Source organism: Pseudarthrobacter adonitolis, assembly GCF_055412845.1.
The window spans coordinates 69221-93924 of record NZ_JBVAYW010000004.1 but is presented as its reverse complement, the minus strand read 5'-3'; the positions used below and the strand labels follow the sequence as shown (position 1 = coordinate 93924).

Sequence of the window (24704 nt, the reverse complement as noted above, 5' to 3'; positions counted from 1 at the left end):
CTAGCCTCCCCGAACCAGGGAGAGAACTGTCTGGGGGTCCGTGGGCGTCCGTGGGACGCTGACATTTGCGTAGGCATACTTCACCCGGCGGAGCGCTTCCGGCCTGGCGCCGGCGGTGGGCGCCTCCCACATGGTGCATTCGCGCGCGAGCGTGCTCAGTACCCGCCACCCGTCGCGGAACGTCTGCAGATGCGACGCGCCGGAGATGCGATCCAGCTCCAGGCTGGGGACTTCTGCAATCCGCAGACCGGCCTTGGCCGCCCGGACAATCAACTCGGTCTCAATTTCAAAGCCGTCCGATTCCAGCTGCAGGATCTCCAGGCATTCCCGTCGAAACGCTATGTATCCATAGCAAAGGTCGGAGTAGTTGCTGTGCAGGACCGCGTTGGCCAGCCCGGTCAGCGCGCGGTTGCCTGCCTTCCTGAGGCGGGTGAGGTCTTCGGACCCTCCTCCCGTGACATGGCGTGAGCCTTTAACGAAGTCGTAATCGTGCTGGAGTGGGGAAACGAACCAGCCAATCTCTTGGGGATCCATGCTCCCATCCGCGTCCAGCATGACGATGATGTCGCCTGAAGCTGCATCAAACCCGGAGCGAAGGGCCACACCCTTTCCCTTGCGCTGCTCATTGACGATGACGAGGTTGTCGCGGATTGCTTGTGCTACGCCCACTGTGTTGTCCGTGGAACGGCCATCGACGATCACAACCTCGTCCACATACGAGGGAATTCGACGAAGGACCCACGGAATATTTTTCGCTTCGTTCAGCGTTGGGATGACGACGCTGATTGTGGCCCTGGCGGCTTCTATAGCCGGCATCGAGAATGAAATTGGGAGCTGGGTGGAAATGGACAAATACCTCACCACTTCATGACGTTTGCGGATTTAGTCAACTCCGCGTCCGACCAAGGAGTCGGGCGCGGCATTAGCGCTTTATCCGGTCATGGGTCTGGTCTCTGGCCCCAGCTCTCATTTAGCCTTTGACTCTGGCCGTGAGGAAGAGCCTATGGCTGGTCTGAGGCGGTGTCACCAGTAGTAGGTACTCAGTTTTGAGCCCAGGATAACGTTCCCTACCCAAGTACAGGGGTTATCCGCGGATACAAATATTAGGTATAGGGGTTCTCATTCCGCCCACAATTTAGGTATAGGGGAATTCATTGCAGCGTCCCTGCCCGGGCATAGGCTTGTCGCCTAACTGGGGTTTGACCGCTGTTTCTGGGCCAGCGCGCATAACGGACTTCAGGCTGACGATTTTCAAGCGCCCAGGAGCCCCGATGAAGATTGCTCGTACCGTCAGGTGGCTGAGCCAAACGCTCATCACGGCCCTGATCGTGGCGGGATCCCTCCTGGCTACGTCCCCTGTGGCATCGGCTGATCCGACCTATGGCACGCCGAGCCTGAGCTATTCGGGCGTAAGCAACCCGCCGACGTCGGACAAGCCCCAGAGCAAACTGTGGTGGAACGACGGTTCGTGGTGGGCAGACATGTGGACGTCCGGCAGCGGCTGGAGTATCTACCGGCTGGACCGCGGCACGGGGACGTGGGTGGACACCGGTGTTCTGAACGACACCCGCGGCACCACCCTGGCGGACACGCTGTGGGACGGCGAGCATCTTTACATCGCCTCCCACGTCGTGGCCTCCAGTGTTTCGAAGTCCGGCAAACCGGCGAAGCTGTACCGCTACAGCTACTCCGATGGCACCTACACGCTGGACAGCGGCTTCCCGACGACCATCAGCACCAACAGCAGCGAAACGATGACCATCGATAAGGACTCCACCGGTGCGATCTGGGCCACCTGGACGCAGGTGGCCGGCAATTCGACCGCCGGGTTCACCAACACGGTCTATGTCAACAACTCCGCCCCTGGAGGCACCAGCTGGGCCACTCCCTTCGTGATTCCTGTCTCCAACCCGAATCCGGCACCTGACGACATCTCAGCCGTCGTGGCCTTCGGCCAGAACAAGATCGGCGTGATGTGGAGCGACCAGCTCACCGGGTCCGTGAACTGGGCAACCCGCACTGACGGAACGGCACCGGCGGCGGCGTCATCGTGGAAGGTCCAGCCGGCGATCCAGGGCAACAAACAGTCCGATGACCACCTGAACCTCAAAACTCTGCAGGCCGACAGCTCCGGCCGCGTCTTCGCCGCTGTGAAGACCAGCCTTAACGACGTCTCCTGGGACCCGGCGCTGCCCCAGCTGCAGCTGCTGGTGTTCAAACCCGGCACTGGTTCCTTCTCGAAGTCCACAATTTCCACGGTGGGCGACTGTGTCTCACGCCCGCAGATTGTGCTGGACACCCAAAACAATCTGGTGCACGCGTTCCAGACGGCACCATCAACCTCCGTCAGCGGCTGCTCGTTCTCCGGCGTGGCAGGCAGCATCTATGAAAAAACCGCCTCCATGGACAATCCCGTCTTCGGATCCGGCCGCGGCACCCCGGTCATCCAGGACGCCGCCTCCCCGAACATTAACAATGTGACCACCACCAAGCAGAGCGTGAACAGCACCACGGGCCTCGTCGTCCTGGCCAGCGACCAAGTCACCAAGCGCTACTGGTTCGCTGACAGGAGCCTAGGTGCGGTCACCCCGGCGCCCGTAGCGTCCTTCACTGCCACACCCACCACCGGTTCAGCTCCCCTGCCCGTCAGCTTCACCGACACCTCGACCGGCGCTCCGACCTCCTGGTCCTGGACGTTCGGTGATGGCGGCACGTCCACGGCCCAGAATCCCTCACACACTTACTCCGGGGCCGGCACGTACACCGCGACACTGACCGCCACCAACAGCGGCGGCTCAACGTCCGCCACGTCAACCATCGAGGTGGGTCCGGCCATTCCGGCGACCGGGGTGACCGCCGTCAATTCAAGCACCACCTATTCAGGAACAGCCTCCACGTCCGTGTCATTGACCGCGCCCTCCGGCACCCAGCCCGGTGACGTGCTGGTCGCAACGATCACAGCTGACCTGAACCGTTCGATGGCTTCCATCCCGTCCGGCTGGACCCCCATCGTGAACGCACTGTCCATCAACAGCTCGTCGACCTCCGGCGCACGGGTTTTCGCCTACTACAACGTGGTGGGTTCGTCCGATCCGCCCGATTACAGCTGGACCTTGAGTGCAACCGCCAAGTGGGGCGGCGGCATCACCGCCTACCGCGGCGTCGACAACACAACGCCGCTGGACAGTCCCGTCGTCACCGCTGTTGACGCGAGCTACTCGGCTGTCAGCATTACTGTTCCTGGCTTAACCACGGCCAGCGACGGCGCGATGCTGATCGGCGGTGCCGGGTGTGATTGCGCAACGCCCGTCACATCCCCACCCAGCGGCTGGACCGAGCGCTGGGAGGCCACCGGTGGCCAAATCGCGGAACAGGCCGACAAACCCCAAGTAACGGCCGGGGCCAGTGACGCTGCCACCTGGACGTTCAGCGCACCTCGCGCCGTTGCCGCCTGGCGGACCGCCCTAAAGCCGGCGAGCTGACGGCCCGGCTCCCTAGGCCGCTGTCCGGAAGAACAGCTCCGTGACCGTGGCCAGCCTGTGCGGGTCGTCCACACCGCAGAGCTCCCTCGCTGAATGCATCGACAGCAAGGGAACTCCGACGTCGACGGTCCGGATCCCAAGGCGGGTCGCGGTCAGTGGGCCGATGGTGGAGCCGCAAGGCACCACATTGTTGGACACGAACTCCTGGTACGGCACCTTCGCGTCACTACAGAGCCGGGCCCAAAACGCAGCTCCGGTGGCGTCGGTCGCGTACCGCTGGTTGGCGTTGATCTTCAGCAGGGGGCCACCGTTAAGGACCGGGTGGTTGGCGGGATCGTGCCGCTCCGGGTAATTGGGGTGGACAGCATGGCCCGCGTCGGCGGAAACGCAGAACGACGCCGCCAGGGCCTGCCGCCGCTGGCTCACCGTTGCGCCGAGGCCGTCGGAGATCCGCACCAGCACGTCTTCGAGGATGGGTCCGCAGGCTCCGGAACGGGAGTTGGAGCCGATTTCCTCGTGGTCGAACGCCGCGAGGACGGCGATCGGCCCACCCGCCCCGGCGGAAGAAGCGGGAGAAGCACCGTGCGCGATCAGCGCCGCCAGCCCGGCATGCGTCGCGGAAAGGTTGTCCAGGCGCCCGGAGGCGAAGACCTCCCCGTTCGCCCCGAAAACCGCAGGCGCCTGCGTGTCTGCAATGACGACGTCGTACCCTCCGATCCTGGCCGGATCAACGGAAGCGCCGCCACGGACGTGGGAAGCGAGCACGGCGAGGAGGTCCGCACCGGCAGGGTCGCCCAGCCCCCACACCGGGTTCATATGCCGCTGCTTGTCCAGGGTCAGCGCGTCATTCACGGCGCGATCGAGGTGGATGGCCAGCTGCGGGAAGCGCAGCATCGGTCCCGTGGCGGTGAGGTGCTGGGTTCCGTCCAGCATGACCAGCCGGCCGGCCAGCTGCAGCTCGCGGTCCAGCCAGGAGTTCAGGAGCGGTCCGCCGTAGACCTCCACGCCGGCCTGCAGCCAGCCGAATGCTCCGGTGGTGGGCTTGGGCTTGAGTTTGAAGGACGGGGAGTCCGTGTGCGCGCCGAGGATGTTGAACCCGGTGGTGGGTCCGGCGCCTTCCGGGACCACCCAGGCGATCAGCGCGCCGTCACGGACCAAGTAGAACGAACCAGCCCCGCCAGCCCAGGGGTCACGCTCGTCCAGGCCCGTGAACCCGGCTTCGTCCAGCCGCCGGGCGGCCTCGTGAACGGCGTGGAAGCTCGACGGCGATGCGCTGACGTACGTGCCAAGGTCTTGGATGTGGTCAACGGCAGCGGAAGGTGAAGACATGGTTCCGAGTCTAGATGGTCACATTGAGCCCGGCGGTGTAGGTCAGCGCGATCTGCGATACCGCCAGCAGCATCCCGGCCGCCGTGTCGTTGCTCATGGATTCGAATCTTGTGCGGAACCTGTGCGTCAGTAGTCAGGATTACTCGGGACCACCAAGCCGGTCTCGTAGGCGTAAACCACTGCCTGGACCCGGTCGCGCAGGTGGAGCTTGGTCAGGATCCGGCGAACGTGGGTCTTTACCGTTGCTTCGGAAAGGAAATACCGGTGCGCGATTTCGGCGTTGGAGAGGCCCTCTGCCATGGCTTCGAGCATTTCGGTTTCGCGCGGGGTGAGGTCTTCGAGCAGGGGGTCCCGCGGTGCGGCGGAGGGGGCCGGCATGGCAGCAGCGCGGACATAGGTCTCCAGCAGCCGTTGCGTGACACGCGGGGCCACCACGGCATCCCCACTGGCCACCACCTGGACGGCGCTGACCAGCTCCGACGGCGCCACGTCCTTGAGGAGGAAGGCGGACGCGCCTGCCTGGAGCCCGGCGAACGCATATTCGTCCACGTCGAAGGTGGTGAGGATGATGATCCGGGCGCAGGATCCGGAGGCCGTGATGGCGCGGGTTGCCTCGATACCGTCCAGCACGGGCATCCGGACATCCATCAGCACCACGTCGGGGTTGAGGTCGCGGACCAGCCGTACCGCCTCGGCACCGTCGGAGGCCTCGCCCACAATATGCAGGTCTTCCTCGCCCTCGAGGATGAGGCGGAAGCCCATCCTGAGAAGCGGCTGGTCATCCACCAGCAGGACGGTTATCGGTTGGGTCTCAGTCACGGGTGCCTTGCAGTTGGGGTGGATGGTTGTGGGTTTCCGCGGGGTCGTCGGCGGGCCAGCTCAGGACGGCATCGACCCGCCAGCCGCGGCCGCGCCGTCCGGCCACCACGGTGCCCGCGTAGATGCGCGCCCGCTCGGCCATGCCCGCCAGTCCCTGGCCGGAACCGGGCCCGCCGCCGAAACCCGGCCCGCCTGAACCCGGCCCGCCGCCGTCGGAGGTGCCCGGACCCGGGACTCCCTTGCCGTCGTCGAGCACTTCAATGGTGACCGTGGAGCCGGCCCGGACGATCCCCACGTCCACCCGTCCCAGCGACCGGCCGTGGCGGAGCACATTGGTCAGTGACTCCTGAACTATCCGGTAAACCGTCAGCTGGAAGGCCGCGTCGTCTGGCAGCGCCGGGCCGGTGTGTGAGTAGTGCAGCGGCAGACCCGCGGTCCGGAAGCCCTCCAGGAGCTTCGCCAGGCTGTCGCCGGAAGCGAGCGGCTGCCGTGGCGCCGTCCCGCCGGCGTCGTCCCGAAGTACACCCAGGACACGCCGCATGTCCGCCAGCGCGGTCCGGCCGGTCCGCGACAGTTCACCAAGGACCTCGCCGGCGCGGTCGGGATTTTTCCGGACCACGACGGCGGCGCCATCGGAGAGGCTGACCATCACCGTCAGTGAATGCGCCACGACGTCGTGCATTTCGCGGGCGATCCGGTTGCGTTCGTTGACGGACGCCAGGCTGGCCGTCCGCGCCGCCCAGGCGGCGATCTCCTGCTCGTGCTCCCGCCGTTGCCGCACCGAGATGCCGATCCCGGTGGCGATGACGTTGGACAGGGCGATACTGGCGCCGGTGGCGATGCTGGTCAGGAGGTGGAAGTCCCCGGGATTGCCGTCGGCGTCGTGGACGAAGGAATTCTCCATGGGACCAACGGCGGCCAGCAGGTACAGCAGGGCAAGCGGCGCCGTGGCGGCGGCCATGGCCGCCAGCGCGAACCGGCGCGTGTGCACCACGGCCACGGCGTAGAGCGAGAACCACAGCCCCGCCGACACATTGGAACCCCACGGGTGCAGCAGCGTGACCGCCACTTCCATGACCGCGACGAAGGCTGCCAGCGCCACTGGGTGGGAGCGCCGGAAGAACAGGGCCCCCGCGACCGCGAAGAGGAGTGCCGCTGCCAGCCAGGCACCGGACGAAACCGCGTCCACCACGGTCGGTGCCACCAGCAGCCCATAGCTGAACACCACCACGCCGTCCATCACCCTCGGATGCTGGTAGAGGTACCGCCGGAGGAGGCCGCGGCGCTTGGCCGTGATTTCGGCAAAGGACGCGTCGGCCTGGCTGGCCGGCGCGTCCCTGACCAGAGCCGCTTCATTCATGCTCTGAGCCTAGTGTCCGCTAGACGTCGCGTTTCTTGAGCACAAGCATGGCCGGAACCAGGAACAGCAGAACGTAGCCCAGGAAAATCAGGCCGCCCTGCCAAGGATCGATGACGCCGTCGGTGTGGCCGATGGACAGGAACCGTCCGCCGGCGTCGCTGGGGAGGTACTGCGGCACGTACTTCCAGAAGTCACCCGGGATGAAGGTCATAAAGCTCGCCGCGATGGACAATACGAAGAATAGGCCCACCAGCACGGTGATGCCGCCGGCGGAGTTGCGCAGCAGTGCGCCGAGCGACAGGCCGATTAAAGCCACCCCGGCAACGTAGAGGCCGCCCGTGAAGACGCTGTACAGCACGCCGTCCGTGGACCAGTCCAGGTCCAAGCCCAGGCCCTGGAAGACCGGCATGGCAATCAGGAACGTGGCCACGGCGGCGATGGTGGTGATGACGTAGGAGATCACGGCGAGCAGGATCGCCTTGGCCACAAAGGCCGGTGTGCGGCGCGGGACGGCGTTCATAGTGGAACGGATCATTCCCGTGGCGTATTCGGAAGAGATGAACAGGACTGCCAGCGAGCCCAACACCAGGATGCCGATCTGCAGTCCGGCATTGGGCAGGTTGTACAGGTCAAAGCCCGATCCGGGCGGGAAGGTCTGCGCCATCATTTCGGGCGTCAGGGTCTGGCCCTGGTCCCTGGCCTGCCGGGCCATTTCATCCAGGAAGGAGAACCGGATCAGGACGGCAAGGGTCCCGACGCCGACAATCGCCACCAGGGTCAGGAGCAGCAGGATGCGGGTGGACATCAGGGAGAACAGCTTGATCCATTCGGACCGCAGCACACCGGCGAAGGTCACCCCCTTTGTACCAGCGGTGGCACGGACCCGGGAAGTCTGGGTATCAGTCATGGTGGTCATCGTCCTTACTTTCCTGCCGTTGCCGGGGCGGCTTCCAGGGTCAACTCGGCGGCGGGGCCACCGGTCAGGTGTGAGTGGTATTCCACTTCGTCCTTGGTGAGGTCGAAGTAGGCGTCTTCCAGAGACGATTGCTGCGGGGTGAGTTCGTAGACGAGGACCCGGTTATCCAGTGCCACCTGGGCGATCTGCCGCGCGTCGAGGCCGGTCACTTCCAGGGTTTCGGGCTGGCCCTGGTCCACAGTCACGCCATCGCCGGACAGCAGGGCCGACAGCTGGGTGGCCGCGGACGTGCGGACCAGGGTTTTGACCTGACGGGTGCCCGCAATGATGTCCTGCACGGGGGCGTCGGCAATGATCTTGCCGCGGCCGATCACGATCAGGTGGTCGGCGGTCTGGGACATCTCACTCATCAGGTGCGAGGACAGGAAGATCGTCTTCCCCTGACCGGCGAGGTAGCGGACCAGGTTGCGGACCCACAACACACCCTCCGGATCGAGGCCGTTGACCGGCTCATCCAGGATCAGGGTCTGCGGGTCGCCAAGGAGCGCGGCGGCAATGCCAAGGCGCTGCCCCATGCCCAGCGAGAAGCCGCCTGCCTTCTTCCGTGCCACGGCCTCCAGGCCGGTCATCTCGATGACTTCGTGCACCCTGGACGTGGGGATGTTGTGCGTCGCCGCCATGGCCCGCAGATGGTTGTAGGCGCTGCGGCTGGTGTGGACCGCCTTGGCGTCCAGCAGCGCACCCACCTCGTGCAGGGGGGCCTTGTGATCGGCGTAGTGCAGGCCGTTGACGGTCACCGTGCCCGACGTCGGCCGGTCCAGTCCCATGATCATGCGCATGGTGGTGGATTTGCCGGCACCGTTCGGGCCCAGGAAGCCCGTTACCTGCCCTGCCTTGACGGTGAAGCTGACGCCGTCAACCGCCGTTTTGCTGCCGTAGACCTTGGTCAGGCCTGTTGCCTCAATCATGGGAAATGTTCCTTAGAACAGCAGCCAGGTGGCTGCGGGATGCGGGGAAGTTTTCGTGTGTACGCTCCACGCTACCGACGGCACGGCCGGATTTCGCCTGTCTCGGGGATGATTCAGGGTCGAATCAGGGTAGTCCGCACGGATGATTAGGGGTCCCCTCCGGGACGCAGCCGCCTTAGGTGCGGGGCGAGTAGTACGTCAGGGCGCGCGGTTCCACCCGGAACAGGACGCTGCGCACGCCCGCCAGCGCTTCGCCGTCGACCGCCAGTGCCATGGGGGAGCCCTCCGACTCAATGCGGACCTCCAGGGCCTCCCGCAGGTGGGTGATCCGGGACGTCGCCACCGTACCGGTCAGCACCGACCACAGGAGCCGGAGCCGGGCAAAGGATTCGTCGGCGGTGATCATGCGGACATCCAGGATGCCGTCGTCCAGCACGGGCCGCGACAGGGGCGCGTGGTCCCGGGGGTAGTAGCGGCCGCGTCCGATGTACGCGATCCAGAGTTTGTGCCGGACACCGTCCACTGTCAGGGTGGTGGGTGTTCCCGCGGCGAAGGTCCGGAACATTGCAACCACGCCGGCCAGCGGTTTGCCGAGGGCCGGCTGCAACTGCTCCCTGCGCCGGACCAGGTTGGGGTACAGGCCTATGCTGGCCGTGTTCAGCATGACCACGTCAGCTCTTTCCGGGTTGCCTGCCAGCCCGCGCTCCACCGTCACAACGCCGACGTCGGCGCGCGCGGCTTCACCCGCGGCTGCGGCTGCCACAGCGTCCTTCAGGTTGGCAGTCCCCGTGTCCCGCGCGAAGTGGTTGAGTGTTCCGCCCGGGAGCACCAACAGGGGAAGAGAATGTTCGACGGCGGCCGCGGCCGCGGTGCCAACAGTTCCGTCGCCGCCCCACACGCCCAGGGCACGCGTGTCCGGGCGGGATGCGGTGGCCTGGATGGCCTCCTCTAGGCTCTCTCCCAGTTCGACCGTTTTTATATTCGCTTTCGGGAATACTCCCTGGAGCGCGTCTGCCGTTTGTTCGGTGAATGAGCCGCCCAGGGTGTTCACCACGATGCTGAGCCCTTCGCCGCCCGGCAGTTCCGGGGCGTGGGTTGCGGTCCGGGACACTTCGGGAAACGGTGGGCGGACGGGCCACCACTTGCGGGTCGCCAGCGCCGCACCTGCGCCGATCGCCGAACCGAAGAACACATCCGATGGCCAGTGGGCTCCGGTGTGGACACGTGAGTAGGCCACCCCCAGTGCCGCCGGCGCAAGTGCTGCACCGACACCCGGCTTAAACCATCCCGGCGCCGAGCGCGAAGGCGATGGCCGAGGCCGAATGCCCCGATGGCATGGACGAGCTGGTGGGCTGCGGATGGACAAACCGGAAGACCGGCAGATGCTCAGGGAGCGGCCGTGCCCGCGGCAACAGGCTCTTGAACACCACATTGGTAACAGCCGATGCCACCGCTTGGGCGATCAGCCCGTGCAGGGCGGCCCGGCGGGGCTTGCCGGGAAACGCGGCCATGATCGCGGCTGCCACCATCCACAGTTTGCCGTGAGTGGCGGACGCGGAGAGGCGACGGAAGAACTCATCGTGGTTTCCGCCCGGAAGCGACGACACGCCGCGGACAAGGTGCCGGTCGATTCGGCTGATCCACCCCGGTCCTTTGCGCCACGCTCTGTACATCTCCCCACCCTATATCGGTGGTCCCTCCCTACTTGGAGGACAGGGGCCTCGCGGCTCCGGCGAGGAGCAAGGCCACCAGGATCGGGGCGAGGATCGCGAGGAGCGCCAGATGAATTCCCGTGAGGTCGCCCAGGTAGCCCAGCAACGGCGGGCCGGCGAGGAAGGAAACATACCCCAAAGTGGATACAACCGAAACCCTCGCGGCTGCATGCTTCGGATCGTCGGCGGCCGCGGACATCCCCATGGGGAAGGCCAGCGCAGCGCCCACGCCCCACAGCGCAGCGCCAACCCCGGCCAGCCAGATGTTCCCCGCGAGCACAAACAGGCACAGACCTGCCGTGGCCGCGGCCATGCTGGCCCGGAGCACTATAACGCGTCCGTAGGTGTCGATCACGCGGCCGCCGACGAGCCGCATCGCCGTCATCGCCAGGACAAACAAGGCGAACATCAGGGCGCCGGTGGATTCCGAACTGCCCAGGCCGTCAACGGTGGCCTTGGCGATCCAGTCGTTTCCGGCGCCTTCGGTGAGTGTTGCGCCCAGGACCACAACGCCTATCAGCAGGGTGCGGCTGTCACGCCAGGCCGATGGCCCCTTCACAGCCGTCGGTTCACCCTCGACCGGAGCGGCCTGGGCGGCGTGGGGGAGGAAATAGCGGGGCGCCACGAGGGCTACCACCACCACCACACCGGCGATGACCAGCAAGTGCAACGGCAGGCCGACACCGATCGTTGACAGGCCAGCACCGATCAGCGCCCCCACAAAGGCCCCGCCGCTGAAGGCAGCATGGAACTGGGGCATGATGGTGCGCCTAAGCTTGTGCTCGACGTCGGCTCCTTCAATGTTTTGGGAGACATCCCACAGCCCGACGCCGATGCCGAAGAAGAACAGCGCAATGGCGGTGCCCGGGATCGATTCCGCCGACAGGGAGAGTGCAATACCCACCCCGGCCAGAGCTGACAGCAGACCGCCTGCGCGCACCGCGTTGGCGGTGCCGATCTTCCCCACCACAAGTCCCGCCGTCGGAAGAGCCAGCAGTGAGCCGACGGCTATGCACAGCAGAAGCGTGCCCATCTGGCCGGAGGTCAGGTGCAGCGTCTCAGTGACGGCGGGGATCCTGGCGGCCCAGCTCGCAAAAACAAAGCCGTTGATTCCGAAGACCACAAAAGTGGCGGCGGCTGCTGCCTTGAGGGACGGTCCGGCCGTCGTGCTGGTGTTAATGCTCATGCTTTAACTACTTCCACCGAGAGGTTGTTAAGGTGTGCGAGTTCGTCCGCACTCAGGTCTTTGTCCGTGACTATCACGTTCACTGCGTCCAAGGGGGCAACCAGGGCCATCGCGGTGGCATTCCATTTGGCACCGGCGCAGGCAACAATCACCCGCCCCGCCGATTCGAGTCCAGCCCGCTTCACTGCGGCATCTTCCAGATCATGGGCCAGGAGGCCGTCCCTGAGGTTCAAGGCGCAGGGCGTGACCACCGCCGTGTCGAAGCGCAGGGAGCGGATGTTGGCCTCCGCGAGCGGGCCGCGGAAGGATAGTTCGCCGGGAACCAGGCTTCCGCCGGGGAGCAGCAGGGCAGGACGCTCGCCGGCGTGCGGGCCGTCGTCCGTGACCGTCGTCAGGGAGCGAAGGGACATGGGCATCAGCGTCAGTTCGCGCCCGCGGAGGACGCGGGCAATTTCCGTGGCTGTGGTGCCGCTGTCCAGCCACACGTGTTCGCGCTCTCCCAGCAGGCCGGCCACGGCGGCGGCGATCCTGACCTTGACGGCCTGGTCTTCGAGTTCGCGCTGGCCGTAGCCGGGGTTTTCGCCGCCGGCAATGAGGCTCCTGGCACCGCCGTGGACCCGGCGCAGCACGCCATGCGATGCGAGCATCTCCAGGTCGCGGCGGATGGTGGCGCCCGATGCGTCGCACGCCCGGGTCAGCTCTTCCACCGAGATCTCGGCTTTGCGGCGCAGCAGTTCCCCGATCAGGCGGTGCCGCTCTTCAGTCTTCATGCTCATATGATAGCAATTTCTGATCATATGATCGCAACCTGACGCTCTCTCACTTCCTGCACCAAGACAGCAAACGCTCTCTCACTTTCTGCACAAAAAAGGCAAACGCTCTCTCGCCTACTGAGAGAGCGTTTGCCGAAAACCTGCAGGAAGTGAGAGAGCATCCGGGGTCAGCGGGCGCGCTCAACCCGCTTTTCGTCCCACACGGGCTCGGGGGATTCGTAGACGCGGCCGTCTGATCCGAACACCAGGAACCGGTCGAAGGTGCGGGCGAACCAGCGGTCGTGGGTGACTGCCAGGACGGTTCCCTCGAAGTGGTCGATGGCCTTTTCCAGCGCCTCGGCCGAATGCAGGTCCAGGTTGTCCGTGGGCTCATCCAGCAGCAGGAGCGTGGCGCCGGAGAGCTGCAGGAGCAGGATCTGGAACCGCGCCTGCTGGCCGCCGGAGAGTGACTCGTACTTCTGCTCCGACTGTGAGGCCAGTCCGTAGCCGTCCAAAGCGCCGGCGGCGGCCTCGCGTCCCAGGCCGGACCGGTGTTCGTCGCCGCGGTGCAGGATCTCCAGCAGGGTTTTGCCCAGGAGGTCGGGCCGAACGTGGGTCTGGGCAAAAAATCCGGGCCGGATACGGGCGCCGAGTTTCACGGTGCCCTCGTGCGGTACTTCGGCAATATCGACGTCTGACACGGGGAGGTGCTCCCGTTCCGGGTCCGTCCCGCCCGTGGCGAGCAGGCGCAGGAAGTGGCTCTTGCCGGAGCCGTTGGAGCCGAGCACACCCACGCGGTCACCGAACCATACTTCGGTGGAGAACGGCTTCATCAGCCCGGTCAGTTCCAGTTTTTCAGCCACGACGGCGCGCTTGGCGGTCCGGCCGCCCTTGAGGCGCATGCGCACGTTCTGCTCGATCGGCAATGCTTCGGGCGGGCCGGCCTCGAGGAACTTGGCCAGGCGCGTTTGGGCGGCCTGGTAGCGGTTGGCCATATCGGAGCGGAATGCCGCTTTGTTCTTGTACATGTTGACGAGTTCCTTGAGCTTCACGTGCTCCTCGTCCCAGCGTTTGCGGAGCTCTTCGAAGCGGGCGTTCCGGTCGGCGCGGGCGTCGACGTAGGAGCCAAAGCCACCGCCGTGCACCCAGGCACCGGCGCCGTTGATGCCCGGTTCGAGGGTCACGATGCGTCCGGCGGCATTGTTCAGCAGCTCGCGGTCGTGGCTGATGAAAAAGACAGTCTTTTTGGACCCGTTGAGCTTGTCCTCAAGCCAGCGCTTGCCAGGCACATCGAGGTAGTTGTCCGGTTCATCCAGGAGCAGGAGTTCGTCAGGTCCCGCGAACAGGGCCTCCAGCACCAGCCGCTTCTGCTCGCCGCCGGAAAGGCTCGACGCCGGGCGGTGCTGTGCGCGGTCAAAGGGCAGTCCGAGGGCGGCCATGCAGACCTCGTCCCAGACCGTTTCCACGTCGTAGCCGCCGGCATCTCCCCAGTCCACGATGGCCTGCGCATACCGCATCTGGGAGGGCTCGTCGTCGTCCTCCACCATCGCGAGCTCAGCCAAGTCCACTTCCTTGGCTGCGGCCGCCAGGGCCGGCGGGGCGGCGGAAACCAGAAGGTCGCGGACCGTGGAATCATCCCTGACCTGGCCCACGAACTGGCGCATGATGCCCATGTTTCCGGAGCGCCCGATCACACCTTCGTCCGGAACGAGGTCGCCGGAAATGATCCGGAAGAGGGTGGTCTTGCCGGTGCCGTTGGGGCCGATCAGGGCCGTTTTGGTGCCGTCCGGGACCTTGAAAGTCACGCCGTTGAGCAGTTGCGTGCCATCGGAGAGGAAGTAGTCAATACCGGAAATGTCTATGTGGGCCACGCCAACAATCTTCCCATGGCCGCCCCACACGATTTTTTGTCCAGGTAATCTGCCTTCGAGACAGTTCTGCGCGCACTAGCCGGACAAAAACTCGGGCCTTAGCCGGCGGCGGCCAGGAACTGCTTGAGCAGCGGCCCGGATGTGGTGGCTCCGAGGCCGCCGTCCTCGACAAACACGGCCACTGCCAGGTCACCGTGGACTGCCACGATCCAGGCGTGCGTCTTGGGCGGGGTCTCCTTGCCGAACTCCGCAGTGCCGGTCTTGGCGCCCACCGGAGCGCCCGGAACGGTCGACAGGAAGCCGGCGTGGCCGGACGTGACCACCGCCCGCATCATGTCGGACAGCGCCCCGGCCTCGGCGGCAGTGATCGGCTGGCCGGACGCCTTGGACGGCGCCTCGGGCGTAACGGTCGACGACGGCGAACCCGCGTCCGTCGTCGCCGCGCCTGAGGTGTCTGCCGCGGCAGCGCCGGCGTCGGGATTCAGGACCAGCTGCGGTGAGACGGGGGATCCCTTGCCCACGGACCCGGCCATGATGGCCGCCGCCAGCGGGGACAGGAGAACCTTGCCCTGGCCGATCATCGAGGCGGCATGTTCGGTGCCGGCAGCCTCGCCCGGAACGGACCCGAGGAACGCCGCGGCGCCCAGCGAGGGGGCCTCTACCGCTAAGCCCATGGCGACGGCGGCAGCCTCAAGCTGGGCCTGTGTGACCGTGTCGCGCGCAGCGATGAACGCCGTGTTGCACGAGTGGGCAAAGGCGTCGCGGAGCGCCACCGACCCCAGCGACGTTTCCGGGTAGCCTTCCGCGTTCTTGAACGTCCGGCCGTCCACGGTAAGGGTGGGTGTGCATTCCACCTTCGAATCGGGCGTCAGTCCGTTGCGGAGCATGGCGAGCGAATCGACGATCTTGAAGGTTGACCCGGGAGCGTACTGGCCCAGCATTGCGGTGTTGTAGCCGTTGCTTCCGGGGCCGGAGGCCGCGGCCAGAACCGCACCGGTGGAGGGGCGGAGCGCCACGATGGCCGATGCCGGGCCGACACCGGCAAGCGTGCTCTCGGCGAGTGACTGGAGGGTCGGATCCAGAGTGGTTTTCAGGGGCGTGCCGGGGGTCGGAGCCATCTGGAAGACCACCTTCCGGGGATCCGTTCCGGCGGCATGGATCTGTTCGCGGGTGAGGTCGGACCGCTGCGCACGGATCACCACGGCGTCGGTGCCGCGGAGTTGTGCGTCATACTGCTGCTGGAGCCCGCCGATGCCGGTCACGTCTCCGGCGGTCAGGACGCCGTCGGACGCCTCGATCTGTTCCTCCGTAGCCTCTCCGACGGTGCCGAGGACAGCCCTTGCGAACGTGCGGCTGGGTGCCAGCGGCTGGGCTTCCAGGATGGCGCGGGCACCCGGAATGGCCGTAATCTGCGCGTCCGTGATGGTGCGGCCCTCATCACGGAGGGTGATGGCCCGGATGAACGCCTCGGCGCCGGAGGCCCCAACTTGCTGGGCGTAGGCGGCGGGATCCACACCGACCAGTTCGGCCAGTTTGGTGGCCGAGGCGGCGGCATCCGCGGATCCCAGGAGTAGTCTGTCGATCCCCACGTTGACCACGGGGCGGTACGTGACAAGCTTCGCGTCACCGGCGCCCAGGATGTCGGCGCGCTGCGGCGACTGGGTGCCCTTGCTGAGGATTTCGTTATCGGCGAGTCCCGGAACCAGGGTTGCCGGGTTCCAGACAGCCAGCCATTTGTCCCCGGATTTCGTGAACTCTGCGGAGACCGTGTATTTCCACTCGGCTGTCCCGATTTTCCAGGTGTAGTTCAACGGAACGGTTGCAGTGTCGCCGTCCAGCGTGAGCTCGCCGGCCGCCACGGTGGGCTTGTCCGGCTCCAGGGCCTTGAATACGTCCTGGATCTGTTGTTTGGCCACCCCGGAGTCTTTGCCGTCAAAGGCGACCGAGCCGACGTCGAGCGTGGAAAGCGCGGACGCAAACTGCTTGGCCGCGCTTTCAGCACCCCCTCTGCCGTCGTCGCAGGCAACCAGGGAGGCGCCGAGGATGAGTCCAGCTATGGCAAGTGACAGTTTTCTTGAGTTCCCCACCGCGCTATTATGCCCCGATTTGGACCGAGCCTGCTGTCACCGATTCGTGCCCCGGCTTAGAGGCCGAGCGAGGGAACCTTAAGCCCAAACATGTCCTTCAAGGCATGTTTCGCGGCGAAGTACCCTGGCATCCCCGTAACGCCGGGGCCAGGCGGCGTGGAGGACGAACAGAGATACACGCCGGGCACGGGCGTCCGCCACGGAACGCGGGAGACCACCGGGCGCTGGAGAAGTCCGCGCACGTCCATGATCCCGGCGCTGAAGTCCCCGCCCACGTAGTTCCGGTTGTAGTTGGCCAGCTCCGCCGCCGTGGTCACCCGAGTCTGCACCACCACATCTCGGAACCCGGGCGCGAAGCGCTCCAGCTGGGCGGTCACGGCCTCGCCCATGTCGCGGGTCGATCCGGCGGGCACATGGCAGTACGCCCAGAGGATCCGCCGCCCGGCCGGTGCGCGGCCGCTGTCGAAACGTGATGGCTGGGCCACCAGCACGTAAGGGCGCTCCGGGTGTTTGCCCGCGGACACTTCATTCTCCGCGCGTGCCAGCTCCGCGCGTGTGCCGCCGACATGCACCGTGCCGGCGTCGCCCAGTTCCTTGGCCGCCCACGGAACGGGACCGGACAGGATGAAGTCCACCTTGCAGGAACCATTCCCATAGCGGAACGCCTCCAGGGCTTGCCGGTACCGGGCCGGGAGTATGTCGCCGGCAATGTTCAGTAGACCCCGGGGGGCCACGTCCAGCAGAGTGGCCCGCGCGCCGCGGAGTTGTTGGAGGCTCTCGATCGGGGCTCCCGTATGGATCACCCCGCCGTGGGCACGGATGTCGGCTTCCAGCGCGGCCGCGATGGAGACCGATCCGCCCAGCGGAATCGGCCAGCCCTGGGCGTGGGCCAGTGCGGTGAGCATGAGCCCTGCGCCGGCCGAGGCCAGCGTGGGCAGCTGCGAGACCGCATGGGCAGCCACGCCGCTGAGCAGTGCAGGCGCAAGGTCCTCGTTGAACCGCGTGTTCCACAGCCGCGATCCCTGCTCCAGTGTCCGCAGCCCGAAGAGCGCCGCCGCCATGGGTTCCCGGGGAATTCTGAGCAGCTGGTGCTGCGTCAGATCCATCACGCCGTCAACGCGGTTAACGAGCGGGCCAAGAAGCCTGCGGTAGGCGTCGCCGTCCCTGCCCAGGCCTTGGACCGTCCGATCGAGGCTGTGGTAGCCGAGGGCCGCCCGTCCGCCGTCGAGCGGTGATCCGAACGAAAGTTCCGGGACCACCAGTTCAATCCGGCGTCCCAGTTCGAAGTCCCGGAAGAAGGGGGACGCCAGCGCCATGGGGTGCACGGCCGAGCAGATGTCATGGAGGTGCCCCGGCTGCATCAGTTCCGCGGTGCGGGTACCGCCTCCGATGGTGTCTGCCGCCTCATGGACTTCAACTGAGAGGCCCGCGCGGGCCATCACAGCGGCGGCAGCCAGCCCGTTGGGTCCCGACCCGACGACGGCGACGTCAGTCATGGTGCTTCGCCCGCCAGGGGAGGACCGCGAGTGAGGGATGGCGGGGAGAAAACCTCAACCAGTCCGGCCGTCCGTCGAACGGGCCGCCGTGCGGATCATCAAGGTGATGACGGCGGATGGGATCGTAGTCGGGGTCATAGATGTCCCACACAAGGCGGAACATCAAATATACCGTTGCAAGCATATGTGCTATTACCGCCAGGACGTAGTAGGGCATATCAATATTGTTCTGCGTCGGGCCCTGGCTGGTCACCTGGCCCAGGTACATCCAGACAGCTGCCCAGTGCAGGCCTTCAACGCCCTGCCAAATGAGAAAATCCCGCCACCGCGGCCGTGCCAACGCCACCAGCGGAATGAGCCACAGGACATGCTGTGGCGAATAGACCTTGCTGGTCAGGACAAAAGCACCCACGATGAGGAACGCCAACTGGGCCAGCCGCGGCCGGCGTGCTGCTGTCAGCGCCACCGCGGCAATCATGGCGCAGGCCAGCAGGAACACGGCCAGGGCCAGCCAGTTGATGGTTGTGGGATCCAGCACCGGCCAGCGCAGGCGCCGGGCCACCAGGTTGTACGCGAACCATAATGACCCGTAGCCGGCCTCCCTCGTCTCGGTGAACCTGAAGAAGTACCCCCAGCCGGACGGATTGGAGACCGCAACAGGCACGTTAATGGCCAGCCAGGCCGCTGCGCTGGCGCCGGCCGTGACCAGGAACCCGCGGATCCGCCCGGTACGCAGGGCCAGCAGGAGGATGGCTCCGAGAACCAGGGCGGCGTAAGGCTTGGTCGCTGCGGCGAGGCCGATCAGGGTGCCGGCCAGGACCAGCCTTTCACGCGAAAAACACAGCATTCCCAGCGCCAACAAGGCCACGGCCCACATGTCCCAGTTGATGGTTCCGGCCAGCACGATGCCGGGTGCCAGTGCCACCATCGCCGCATCCCAGGGGCGTCGCTGTGTCATCCGGGCCGTAGTCAGCACCGTGACAATCCAAACGGCTGCAACCAGGGTGGCATTAAGGTCGAAGTAACCGAGGATCCGCGCGTCACTGGCGCCCTCGCCCGGGACCAGCCAGGCAGTCCCTACGGCAATGAGTCCCATCAGGACGGGGTCTTCAAAAAGAGATCCCGGGCTCAGGATCGGGAACGTGCCGTCTCCCAGGCCGCGGTTGCGGAAAAATTCCGGGAAGTCGGAATAACACGTGGAGTAGAACTGGCCGGGGCTCGCCCAGCCGTTGGCCCGGCAGTAGCCCTTGATTGCGATGCCGGCCAACGCCGCCACCACGGTCAGGATGATCAGGACGCGTTCCACGGTAAATACGCCGGGGGAGATGAGGCCGGGCGCCGACCGGGCACCCATCGGCCCGCCGATCAGTTCCGTGAAGTTCTTCAGCAACAGGTCGCTGCGGCTCGGAACAACCAAGCGGGCGCGCCGTGGGTGCGCCGGTGGCTTCGTCTCCTGCATGTCTGAGAGCTTACCGGGACAGTGCCCTGACAGCCGGGGGCTCAGCCCCAACGTATAAGGTCGAATGCGTATGTTGGGCCGATTTGGTACGGCCCACTCGCGATATTCTCGCAGGGGAGCAGGTCTCGGGTCAGGCTGCTTCCGAGAGACACGGACCTCAGGGGGATTGTTGTGCTGAATCAACTGCCGGACGTTCCGGACCGGCTCCAACCGCAAAAGGCTGCCCGGAGGGGCAAGCGGCTGCTGCCTGCGCGCGGCAACACCTGGACGGTTCCGGCGGGCATCGGGCTGTTGGCGTTCTGCGTCGCTTTTGTTGGTTCCTGGATTCCCTCGTTCTGGGACGACGAGATCGCGACCATCTCCGCTGCCGGACGTAACCCAGCGGAGCTGTTAGTGCTCCTGCAGTCTGTCGATGCAGTCCACGGACTCTACTACTTCCTGATGCACGCGTGGACTTCGGTCTTCGGCTTTTCCGAATTATCCATGCGGGCGCCGTCGGCGCTGGCCGTCGGATTAGCATGCGCCGGGACGGTCGTCCTGGGGCGGAAGTTGGGGTCGGACGCGCTCGGCGTCGTTTCCGGCCTGGTGTTGGCAGTGCTTCCCAGGATGGTGTGGGCCGGCACCGAAGCGCGGCAATCAGCATTCACAGCGCTGCTGGCCGTCGTCCTGACCTACCTGCTGGTCAGGGCATGGAAGTCCAACCGAGTCATTGACTGGGTTCTCTATGGCCTCTGCGCCGTGCTGGGGGTCTGGATGTTCATGTTCTTCGTTTTGGCCGTGGCGTCGCACGCTGTGGCCGCCCTACTTCTCCGCCGGCGACAGCTTGCGACGATGGCGGCCTGCGCTGCCGCCGGCGCCGCTGCCATGCCATTCCTCCTCTTGACGATGGGCCAGAAAGCCCAGGTTGACTGGATCGAGGACCGGTCCCTGGCGCAGACCATCAGCACCGCGGCAGTCAAGCAATACTTCTACGGAGAAGACCGCCCCACCGGGAATCTTCCGCCGAACTGGATACTGGCCTTCGTAGCGCTTCTCGGCGTCCTTGAGACCGGCCTGATCCTCTGGGGTTTGTGGGCGTCACGCCGGACGCCTTCACGGCGCCCGCTGGTAGTCCTTTGCCTGGCAGGAGTAGCCGTACCGATAGCCGGGCTCATGCTTGTGAGTATCGTCGCGCAGCCGGTTTACGTGGCCCGCTACCTCACGTTCACGGCGCCCGCGTTCGCTCTCCTGGTGGGCTTGGGCATTGTCAGCATTCCGGCCGGACGCCCATGGCTTCGCTACATAGCCATGATCGCCGTCGTCGCTGTGAGCCTGGTTCCCCAGCTCACCATCAAGAGCTTGGTCAACGAACCGCCGGACACGGAGCGGAAGATCGGCGACCTCGTTTCGTCCGAAGCCCCAGCCCCGGCAGCCATGGTCTTTGAGCACGCCTACCTCCGTGACATGACCCTTGCCTATCCTGACGATTTCTCAGATGTGCAGGATCTTTCCCTTGCCGACAGCCCCGCAGCGTCAGGAACCCTATGGGGGGAGGACGCCGTGGTCGCACCGGAACGGCTGTCGGGCAGGGGAAACGTGTGGTTCGTCGGAGACGGCAGCGCCGATCCCGACGATCTTTCTGCGTTCGCATCGGCGGGGTGCACAGAGACGGGAAGGATGCCGTACGAGCGGCTGAAGCTGGTGATCTTCAACTGCCCCTAGGAAGGGGCTTCCCGTCAGTTCATGCCGCCCATTTGCTGGTGCAACAGGACGAAAACGTCTTCGCGTTGCCGCTCCAGCAGCTGCCCGTTGAATTCCCGGCGGTCATCCCGGACAGGCCGCCGCAGGAAGAATAGTGCTTTCTTGATTCTCTTGATCATGGTGGTCACCTCCTTTCGGCGTGAAATTGGGCATGACAAATAAAGCCATTTAATGTCGGAGCAATAACGGCATAATTAGGCAGTGAAATGCCCTGTGGTTATGAATAGATCGCAAATGCGAAGACGGACGGTGTTGCAGCGGCTGTGCAGACCCCAACCGAGAAGCTGAGTTCCGAACTATGGAGATGCTGCGTCGCCGCGAGGACCAGCCTTGAAGGGACGCCGATAGGAGACGTCCAGCAGGCGTCGCCTAATGCGAGCCGTCCGAGGAGGAGGGGCCTGGATAGACCTCATTGCAGGTGACGCCGCCGCGGGGGGCGGGACCAGTTGCAGGAAGGTTAGGAGGCAGGAACTCCATTAAGACGGCGCGCACAAGCAGCAGAGGTCGGGTTCGCGGTGATGGTCATCTTCCATCCGCTAGTCAAAGTAATCATTTTTCCCAACCTCCTTTTCTGTTATACCGCTGCCTCGGCTGACTGGCCAGGCAACGCGCGCCGCGACCCCGGCAAAGACGCTCTGGGGTCAGGAATAAAACTATCCTACGAACGCAGCAATGCGCCACTTAATTCGCAAAGTTTTTCAAGAAAGTTTATCAATGCGCCTTTAGAGTCCCCAGCGGACAATGGCCGGAGTCCTCTTGTCCCAGCCGAGCGTGCAGACTTTCGCCGTTCCCAGAATGAAATGGCGGCCTTCGGCAGGCGGGAGTTCCAGCCAGCGCGCGGTAAGGATCCGGGAAAAGTGCCCGTGCGCCACGATCAGCACGTTGTCCAGCCCGGATTCCAGCACGCGGGCCACAATCTTGTCGGCGCGGGCTGCCACTTCGTCCAGGGATTCGCCGTTGGGCACACCATGCGTCCAGATCAGGTAATCCGGATTGTCCTTACGGATCAGGTCTGAACTGATGCCCTCATAGTCGCCGTAGTTCCATTCCACCGCCAGCGGCTCATGCTGCGCGTCGGGGTAGCCCGCCAGCTCGGCTGTCCGCCGGGCGCGGCGCAGCGGGGACGTCAGGACCAGGTCGAAGTCCACCTGGTCCAGCACCTTCCGGGCTTCCACGGCCTGCTGCTCGCCTTCCACGGTCAGGGGCAGGTCGGTGAGCCCGGTGTATTGCCCGCTCTTGGACCACTCAGTCTCACCGTGGCGCAGGATCCAGAGCTGGGGGCGCGGCGCGGTCATCGGGTCAGTCATTTGGACTCCTCGTTCGGGGAAAGTTCGACGGCGGCGGGAGGCGCTTCTGCTTCCGGAACCGGGGGTGCTGCCTCGGGCTGCTCCGCCCACCAGGCGAGCAGCCTCGCTTCGGCGTCGTCCGATTGCAGCGGTCCGTGTTCCATCCGTTCCTCCAGCAGGAACTTGTAGGCACGGCCCACCACGGGACCAGGTCTGAGATTCAGGATGGCCATGATTTTGGCACCGTCCAGATCGGGCCGGACCGCGTCCAGGGATTCCTGATCGCGCAGCACGGCGATCCGGTCTTCCAGGTCGTCGTAGGCGAAGGCGAGACGCTCTGCCTTCCGCTGGTTGCGCGTGGTGACGTCCGAGCGGGTCAGCCGGTGCAGCCGCTCCAGCAGCGGGCCGGCGTCCGTGACGTAGCGGCGGACGGCCGAGTCGCTCCAACCGGCATCGCCGTAGCCGTAGAAACGCATGTGCAGCTCCACCAGCCGGGCGACCGCCTTGATGGTGTCGTTGTCGAACCGCAGGGTCTTCATGCGCTTGGCCGTGAGCTTGGATCCCACCATGTCGTGGTGGCGGAAGCTGACCGCGCCGCCCGGTTCAAAGCGCCGCGTAGCCGGCTTGCCGACGTCGTGCATCAGCGCCGCGAAACGCAGCACAAAATCGGGGGCCGGCACGGCGCCGTCGGCATCTGATTCCAGGGTAGCTGCCTGTTCCAGGACCTGAAGGGAGTGCTGGTAGACGTCCTTGTGGCGGTGGTGCTCGTCAGATTCCAGCCGCAGGGCGGACACCTCAGGCAGCACGAACTCGGCGAGGCCGGTTTCCACCAACAGGTCCACACCGACCCGGGGATGGGCACCGCAGATGAGTTTGACCAACTCATCACGGACCCGTTCAGCCGAGATGATGTTGATCCGCTCGGCCATCTGGCTCATGGCCAGCCGCACGTCGTCGTGCACGGAAATGCCCAGCTGCGATGCGAACCGGGCTGCGCGCATCATACGGAGGGGATCATCGGAGAAGGAGGCTTCGGGTGAACCGGGCGTCGCCAGGACGGACGCGTTGAGATCCCGGACGCCGCCGAACGGATCAATGAGTTCAAGGGACGGGAGCCGCAGGGCCATGGCGTTGATAGTGAAATCGCGGCGCAGGAGATCGTCGGTGAGTGAGGTGCCGAAGGCCACCGCGGGCTTGCGCGACTCCGGATCGTAAGCCTCGGCCCGGTAGGTGGTGATCTCGATCTGGAAGCCGGCCTTCCGCATGCCGATCGTCCCGAAGGCGCGGCCGATTTCCCAGAAGTTGTCCGCCCATTTCTTGATCAGGGCAACTGTCTGGTCCGGGGTGGCGTCAGTGGTGAAGTCCAGGTCGGGCGAGGTGCGTCCCAGGAAGAGGTCCCGTACCGGACCGCCTACGAGGGACAGCTCGTGGCCGGCGTCGACGAAGCGCTGCCCGAGCTCCAGGACCACCGGGTCCACCTGGAAATCGACGGTGTTGGAATCAATCTTGTGATGTGCGTGCGCCATAGTTACTTAAGCTTGTCAGAAACCAGCGGCTTGGCAGGCCAAATTCTCCTCAAGATCGCGCCTATTCGCCTACAGCCCCTCAAAGTGCGTCATACGCAGTCCATCTTGATGTCATGTTCCGGTCATCATGATCGGACAAGAGTCGTTAGAGTGGACTCCATGGCCCAACCCGTACCGAGCGCTCCCGGCAGGAGGACAAACGCACCGTTGCCGTCGGCAATTGGTGCCCACGTCGCGCCTGCCATGCACTCGGCCCCGGCCTCGCTCCCTACGGTTGAGGAAATTTCCGCCGGCGGCGTTGTGGTGGACACATCCGACGGCGAACTAAGGGTTGCGATCATTGCCCGCCTTAACAGGGGCGGACGGCTGGAGTGGTGCCTGCCCAAGGGCCATCCGGAAGGCAAAGAAGACAACGAGCAGGCCGCAGTCCGCGAGATTGCCGAGGAAACCGGCATCGAGGGCAACATCCTGGCGCCGTTGGGCAGCATCGACTACTGGTTCACTGTCAGCGGGCACCGCGTCCATAAGACCGTGCACCATTATCTGCTGCGCGCCACCGGCGGCGAACTCACTATCGAAAACGATCCGGACCACGAAGCCGTGGACGTCGCATGGGTCCCCATCAAGGAACTCGCACGGAAGCTTTCGTTCCCCAATGAGCGCCGCATCGCGGATCTGGCCCGGGATGTCCTGCCCGAACACCTCTAAGGCCGCC

At 65.3% G+C, this 24704-nt stretch carries 18 protein-coding genes and 1 pseudogene; 3 read left to right on the top strand and 16 right to left on the bottom strand.

All coding sequences use genetic code 11. From position 1 onward, the window contains the following. A complete protein-coding gene (locus tag ACZYZ4_RS06495) occupies positions 1-816 on the bottom strand; it encodes a glycosyltransferase family 2 protein (protein ID WP_463859246.1) in 816 nt (271 codons plus the stop codon). 455 nt (positions 817-1271) lie between these two features. Between ACZYZ4_RS06495 and ACZYZ4_RS06490 the strand changes: the two genes are divergently transcribed. Then, the gene (locus tag ACZYZ4_RS06490; RefSeq protein ID WP_463859244.1) at positions 1272-3482 is read left to right on the top strand and encodes a PKD domain-containing protein; all 2211 of its coding nucleotides are present in this window, start codon (positions 1272-1274) and stop codon (positions 3480-3482) included. A gap of 12 nt (positions 3483-3494) precedes the next feature. Here ACZYZ4_RS06490 and ACZYZ4_RS06485 read toward each other — a convergent pair whose 3' ends face one another. The 12 genes and pseudogenes from ACZYZ4_RS06485 to ACZYZ4_RS06430 all read right to left on the bottom strand — a co-directional run bounded on the left by ACZYZ4_RS06485 (position 3495) and on the right by ACZYZ4_RS06430 (position 19437). Then, a complete protein-coding gene (locus ACZYZ4_RS06485) occupies positions 3495-4811 on the bottom strand; it encodes a M18 family aminopeptidase (protein ID WP_463859242.1) in 1317 nt (438 codons plus the stop codon). A 126-nt stretch (positions 4812-4937) separates the two neighbouring features. Next, positions 4938-5630 (bottom strand): response regulator, encoded by a 693-nt coding sequence (locus ACZYZ4_RS06480; RefSeq protein ID WP_463859240.1) that lies wholly within the window; start codon positions 5628-5630, stop codon positions 4938-4940. Further along, positions 5623-6990, bottom strand: coding sequence for a sensor histidine kinase (locus ACZYZ4_RS06475; protein WP_463859238.1), 1368 nt, complete (start codon positions 6988-6990; stop codon positions 5623-5625). The genes ACZYZ4_RS06480 and ACZYZ4_RS06475 overlap by 8 nt, the downstream gene beginning before the upstream one ends. A 19-nt stretch (positions 6991-7009) precedes the next feature. After that, positions 7010-7897 (bottom strand): ABC-2 transporter permease family protein, encoded by an 888-nt coding sequence (locus tag ACZYZ4_RS06470; RefSeq protein ID WP_463859236.1) that lies wholly within the window; start codon positions 7895-7897, stop codon positions 7010-7012. 14 nt (positions 7898-7911) lie between these two features. Beyond that, positions 7912-8874, bottom strand: coding sequence for an ABC transporter ATP-binding protein (locus ACZYZ4_RS06465; RefSeq protein ID WP_463859234.1), 963 nt, complete (start codon positions 8872-8874; stop codon positions 7912-7914). A 175-nt stretch (positions 8875-9049) separates the two neighbouring features. Beyond that, a pseudogene (locus tag ACZYZ4_RS06460) lies at positions 9050-10547 on the bottom strand (bifunctional phosphatase PAP2/diacylglycerol kinase family protein). A 28-nt stretch (positions 10548-10575) separates the two neighbouring features. After that, entirely contained in the window at positions 10576-11772 is a 1197-nt protein-coding gene (locus ACZYZ4_RS06455) for an MFS transporter (RefSeq protein WP_463859232.1), read from the bottom strand. Next, positions 11769-12542 carry a DeoR/GlpR family DNA-binding transcription regulator gene (locus ACZYZ4_RS06450; protein WP_463859230.1) on the bottom strand — a complete coding sequence of 258 codons (774 nt, stop codon included), beginning with the start codon at positions 12540-12542 and terminating at the stop codon, positions 11769-11771. Before ACZYZ4_RS06450 ends, ACZYZ4_RS06455 begins: the two co-directional genes overlap by 4 nt. Before the next feature lie 170 nt (positions 12543-12712). Next, entirely contained in the window at positions 12713-14395 is a 1683-nt protein-coding gene (locus ACZYZ4_RS06445) for an ABC-F family ATP-binding cassette domain-containing protein (RefSeq protein WP_463859228.1), read from the bottom strand. A 98-nt stretch (positions 14396-14493) separates the two neighbouring features. Next, positions 14494-16482 (bottom strand): penicillin-binding transpeptidase domain-containing protein, encoded by a 1989-nt coding sequence (locus ACZYZ4_RS06440; RefSeq protein ID WP_463859226.1) that lies wholly within the window; start codon positions 16480-16482, stop codon positions 14494-14496. 56 nt (positions 16483-16538) lie between these two features. Then, a complete protein-coding gene (locus ACZYZ4_RS06435; RefSeq protein ID WP_463859224.1) occupies positions 16539-17978 on the bottom strand; it encodes a phytoene desaturase family protein in 1440 nt (479 codons plus the stop codon). Continuing rightward, positions 17971-19437, bottom strand: coding sequence for a glycosyltransferase family 87 protein (locus ACZYZ4_RS06430; RefSeq protein WP_463859223.1), 1467 nt, complete (start codon positions 19435-19437; stop codon positions 17971-17973). Before ACZYZ4_RS06430 ends, ACZYZ4_RS06435 begins: the two co-directional genes overlap by 8 nt. Positions 19438-19608: 171 nt before the next feature. On the opposite strand from ACZYZ4_RS06430, the gene ACZYZ4_RS06425 reads away from it, so the two are divergent. Next, positions 19609-21138, top strand: a complete 1530-nt coding sequence (locus ACZYZ4_RS06425) for a glycosyltransferase family 39 protein (protein ID WP_463859221.1) — start codon at positions 19609-19611, stop codon at positions 21136-21138. Positions 21139-21152: 14 nt separating this feature from the next. Here ACZYZ4_RS06425 and ACZYZ4_RS06420 read toward each other — a convergent pair whose 3' ends face one another. From ACZYZ4_RS06420 to ACZYZ4_RS06410, 3 genes are all read right to left on the bottom strand, one after another. Beyond that, positions 21153-21296: a hypothetical protein gene (locus tag ACZYZ4_RS06420; RefSeq protein ID WP_463859219.1), complete on the bottom strand. Its 144-nt coding sequence runs from the start codon at positions 21294-21296 to the stop codon at positions 21153-21155. Between the two features lie 603 nt (positions 21297-21899). After that, entirely contained in the window at positions 21900-22484 is a 585-nt protein-coding gene (locus ACZYZ4_RS06415) for a histidine phosphatase family protein (protein WP_104060355.1), read from the bottom strand. Continuing rightward, positions 22481-23989 (bottom strand): CCA tRNA nucleotidyltransferase, encoded by a 1509-nt coding sequence (locus ACZYZ4_RS06410; RefSeq protein ID WP_463859217.1) that lies wholly within the window; start codon positions 23987-23989, stop codon positions 22481-22483. Before ACZYZ4_RS06410 ends, ACZYZ4_RS06415 begins: the two co-directional genes overlap by 4 nt. Positions 23990-24196: 207 nt before the next feature. Between ACZYZ4_RS06410 and ACZYZ4_RS06405 the strand changes: the two genes are divergently transcribed. After that, entirely contained in the window at positions 24197-24697 is a 501-nt protein-coding gene (locus ACZYZ4_RS06405) for an NUDIX hydrolase (RefSeq protein WP_463859475.1), read from the top strand. Positions 24698-24704: the final 7 nt, after the last annotated feature.